Source organism: Microbacterium sp. ISL-103 (assembly GCF_018613995.1).
Classification (GTDB): Bacteria; Actinomycetota; Actinomycetes; order Actinomycetales; family Microbacteriaceae; genus Microbacterium.
Genome location: NZ_JAGGPD010000608.1, coordinates 1 through 3,829, shown reverse-complemented (window position 1 = coordinate 3,829; position 3,829 = coordinate 1). Strand labels below are relative to the sequence as shown.

Below are 3,829 nucleotides of genomic sequence, written 5' to 3'. Positions count from 1 at the left end.
CGGGACGTATTCGCGGAATGGGACGGGGTTGGCGTTGTCGTGGAGCTGCTGCGGCCCGGCGCTGGTCCACAGCATCGAGGTGTTGAACGTGTCAGCTCCGCGGGTGGTTGCCGCATTCACCAGTGCCGGAGCGCCAGCACCCTGCACGAGTCGATCAAGGCGGCCTGCGACGGCGGCATCGCGCAGGGGATCGGCGTCGACGGCCCCTTCTGGCCAGACGAGAAGGTCCATTTCACGCCCCAGGAGCGGAGCGGTCGCTTCTTCCTGTGCGCGCAGGATGTCACCTGTTGTCCTGGTGTCGAAGTAGCCGCTGGGACCGTTGCCCTGCACCCATCCGACGCGCATCATTCCCGCTTGCTCAGTCGGGAACAGAGGGACGGCCATCGCGGCAACGACGATGACCGCCGCTGCTGCTCCCGGCTCCCACCGGCGGAGGGTGAGGGCTTCCACGACGCTTGCGCAGACGAGGATTGTCAGGAAGGTCAGCCCGGTTGTCCCCACCCAGGAAGCGGCTTCCGCGAGCGGGCTCTCGGCAAGAGTGAAGCCGATTCGCGCCCACGGGAACCCGGTGTACGGCGCATTCCCCATCAGCGTTTCCCGCAGCACCCACACCCCGGCGACGAGCACAGGAGTGATCGCGTGATACCCGAATCCCGCCCGCGTGGTGGCGACACGATAGGCGAGTGCGATCAGCGCACCGCCGGCACCGAACAGCAGGGATTCCAAGCCAGCCAGCGCGACCCATGGGATGGGCCCAAGAAACCGGGTCACCCATACCAAGTGAGTGAAGTAGAAGGCCGTCCCGTAGACGAGGGAGATCAGGAACGCCCCGGGAAGAGAGCGTCCGCGAAGCGTCCACAGCCCGATGGTTGCGCTCACGAACGTCGCGGGCCACCACCCGGACGCGGGGTAGGCGAGATCCAGCATGCCTCCTGCGATGGCGGACGCGACGATCGCTACGGGAAATGGCACCGCAGCTGCCAGGAGCGCATCGTGCGCACTGGCGTTGCCGCGCCGTGGTCGAACGGAGAGGGCGTGTCCCACCAACGGGTCAGCGGTCACGGTCATGAGTGCCCAGGTTTTTCAGGTAAGCGTTGTACGAGTCGAGGTCGGCGTTCCCGTGCACGTCGGCATACCGATCCGCCGCGGCAGCCCGGGCGGTGTCGCTGCGGAACCAACGATGCATCACGTAGATCAACATCAGTACGGTCGGGGCTTCACCGTAGGACCATGCCAGAGCGCCGGCTAGCTGCTGATCGGCGAGGGGATCGATGCCCAGTGCTTCGGTGGAGGCGACGAACGAGCCGACCAGGATCGTACTGGCCATCATGAGAAACACCCCGAAGAATGCGTGGAGCGCGGCTTCGGCAAAGACGTTCAGTGCACGGGCACCATGACCCAACCTGGCCGGCAGCGGATCGGAGGACAGGATGGGGATTGTGAAGAGCACGCCGGCGAGGAGGAATCCGACCTCGAGTGCGACGTGACCCCCGGGGAGAGCGAGGATGGCATCGGCAGCACCCGCAAGGTAGATGCCGTAGAACGCGAACAGGTAGAGCGGGACAGTGGCCCACGGACTGAGTATCCATTTCGCGGCCGGGCTTCGAAGAGCACCGTGGGCCGCTGTGAGGACTAACCGTCCCGCTCCATGATGCGGTGTCGCTCGCAGAAGAAGGGTGCCGGGAGAGCCCAGGACGAGGAGCGGCGGCACCATCATCATCAGAGTGAGCTGCTGGAACATGAAAACGGACACCAGCGCCTGGCCGTAGGTTTCAACGCCTAGACCAGTGACCGCCGCGAGGAGAACACACCCGAGAAGGAAGCTGACCGTCCGCCACACGGGCCACCGACGCCCGCGCGTCCACAACCGGATCGCTCCGACCAGATACAGCACAGCGAGGATCCCCGCGACTATCGGTAACACCGGAAGCGGGATGTCCGCCGGTGCGAGGAACGCCTGCAAAGACGGGGGACTTTCGAGGATCTGGCCGCTCACACGCATGGTCGTGACAAGAAGATCGCGCTGTTCACTTCCGGATCACCTTGATCGTCGCCCCCGCTGCCAGGAACGCCACGGCCGCGATGGGCTGTGCTGTGGTCCACACGACACCGGAGAAGGGGAAGGGCATTACCGGGTTCCAGAGCACGGCGATCGCGAGGAAGACCGGGATCCACCACCAGTGGCGTGCCTGCAGCGCAAACCACGCGACGATCAGCCCGAAAATTGAGGCGATGAAGAGGACGAGGGGCGCCCAATTCGCCTGGAAGAGCGCCGGGGCGAGGAACAGGATCGCGGCGGCGACGAGGCTGGGGGCCAGGGCGTTCCGCTGGTAAGTGGAGGGGACACGTTCTTTGGGACTCATGGGTGAACCGTTTCTTCGGCGGGTACAGGGTCGACGGGATCGGGGCGGGACGAGGGGTCTGGCCGGCGACGGCTTATGCGCAGACCCGCGACGATGAGGAACACGGCACCGATGCCGAGAGCGACATCGGCGAGGTTGCCGATGAACAGGTTCCCGTAGGCAAGGAAATCGGTGACGTGCCCGATCCCGAACGCGGGCGGCGAGAATAAGCGATCGATTAGGTTCCCGATCGCACCGCCCACGATGAAACCGAAACCAACCGCCGACCACACGTTGCGGGCTCGGGTAGCGGCACCGATGAGGGCCGCGGTGACAGCGAGCCCGACGACGGTGATGACCCATGTGGAGCCTTCCCCGAGCGAGAAGATCGCCCCGGGGTTGAAGGCCAGTTGAAGACCGAGCCAGTCGCCGATCAGCGGTATACGCGCATCCTGTCGCAACGTGTTCAGAGCAAGAGTCTTGGTGCCTTGATCGATCAGGATAACGATGGCGGCGACGATGAGCACCACGGCCGACCGGCGGACTCGATCACGCATCGGCGTCTTCCCCCGCGGCCGCGGCATCCTCAGCAACTTCGGCGCGATCCCGCTGGTGACGGCGGCGCCCGGCCATCATCACGCCCACAACCCCGACCCCCAGGATGATAGCCAAACCGGAGAGGAAGAATAGGGGCAGCATTTCGAAGGCACCGCCTCCGGATGGTGTGCCGCCGTACGTTTGTGCCGGCGATGCGGTTTCCGTTTCTTCGCTGCTCTGTGGTGAGGCTTCAGGGGTGGGGCTTGCGGTGGCTGTGCCGGATCCCGTGTCCGTCGCGGGTCTGACGGTGTACACGTACTCTCCGCTGATCGGATGCCCATCGGCGGAGACGGTCTTCCATCGGACAGTGAAGACCCCGGTCGCGGCGTCCGGGGAGAGGTGCTGCGTGATAACGTCATCGGTCGCCTGGGGGGCGTCGACTGCGACGTTTGCTCCGGTTTCATCGACCACGTCGATGACTGTTGCGCCGTCACCATCCGGGAGCAGCCCGGTGAACATCAGAGAGATCTCGTCGGGAGAGCCGTCGACGGCCGAGTCGGCGTCGGGGTACGCCGAGACGAACTCGTCGTGAGCGGCGGCCGGGGCTGTGGTCCCCAGCACGACGGATGCCGACACCATCAGGGCGGCGACGGCGAGGGCTGTGATACGTGCCGAGAGGCGTTTATGCATGGGTGTCGTGCTCTCCGGGGTGGGATTCGGGTTCGATCTGAAAGGTGGAGTGTTCGATGCTCACGGCGAAGTGCTCGTTGACGCATTGCTGAAGTGATGTCAGCAATGCGGCGGAAGCTTCCATCGTGACGGTGTCATCGACCACGACATGGGCGGTGAGCGTGGGGAGGTCGGTCGAGACTTGGGTCGCGTGAAGGTCGTGCACCGCGACCACGTGCGGAAGGGCAAGGATGTGGCGGCGGACATCCTCGAGGTCGAGG

Annotated in this window: 5 protein-coding genes and 1 pseudogene; all 6 read right to left on the bottom strand. The window is 65.2% G+C overall.

All coding sequences use genetic code 11. The features are described 5' to 3' along the window. A partial coding sequence (locus J7E68_RS18530) for an apolipoprotein N-acyltransferase (RefSeq protein ID WP_251049148.1) occupies positions 1-1,068 on the bottom strand: 1,068 nt, incomplete at its 3' end. Continuing rightward, entirely contained in the window at positions 1,052-2,002 is a 951-nt protein-coding gene (locus J7E68_RS18525; RefSeq protein WP_215175003.1) for a cytochrome c oxidase assembly protein, read from the bottom strand. The genes J7E68_RS18525 and J7E68_RS18530, both read right to left, overlap by 17 nt. 25 nt (positions 2,003-2,027) lie before the next feature. Further along, the gene (locus J7E68_RS18520; protein WP_042538290.1) at positions 2,028-2,363 is read right to left on the bottom strand and encodes a DUF6804 family protein; all 336 of its coding nucleotides are present in this window, start codon (positions 2,361-2,363) and stop codon (positions 2,028-2,030) included. Then, the gene (gene lspA, locus J7E68_RS18515; RefSeq protein ID WP_230100799.1) at positions 2,360-2,872 is read right to left on the bottom strand and encodes a signal peptidase II; all 513 of its coding nucleotides are present in this window, start codon (positions 2,870-2,872) and stop codon (positions 2,360-2,362) included. The genes J7E68_RS18520 and lspA overlap by 4 nt, the downstream gene beginning before the upstream one ends. Before the next feature lie 19 nt (positions 2,873-2,891). Beyond that, positions 2,892-3,569, bottom strand: coding sequence for a copper resistance protein CopC (locus tag J7E68_RS18510; RefSeq protein ID WP_215175002.1), 678 nt, complete (start codon positions 3,567-3,569; stop codon positions 2,892-2,894). Then, a pseudogene (locus J7E68_RS18505) lies at positions 3,562-3,829 on the bottom strand (cation transporter); the annotation flags it as partial. The pseudogene J7E68_RS18505 and the gene J7E68_RS18510, both read right to left, overlap by 8 nt.

Coding starts and splice junctions, on each gene's coding strand:
- J7E68_RS18525 (WP_215175003.1), bottom strand. CDS start 2,002: ATGCGTGTGAGCGGCCAGATCCTCGAAAGTCCCCCGTCTTTGCAGGCG.
- J7E68_RS18520 (WP_042538290.1), bottom strand. CDS start 2,363: ATGAGTCCCAAAGAACGTGTCCCCTCCACTTACCAGCGGAACGCCCTG.
- J7E68_RS18510 (WP_215175002.1), bottom strand. CDS start 3,569: ATGCATAAACGCCTCTCGGCACGTATCACAGCCCTCGCCGTCGCCGCC.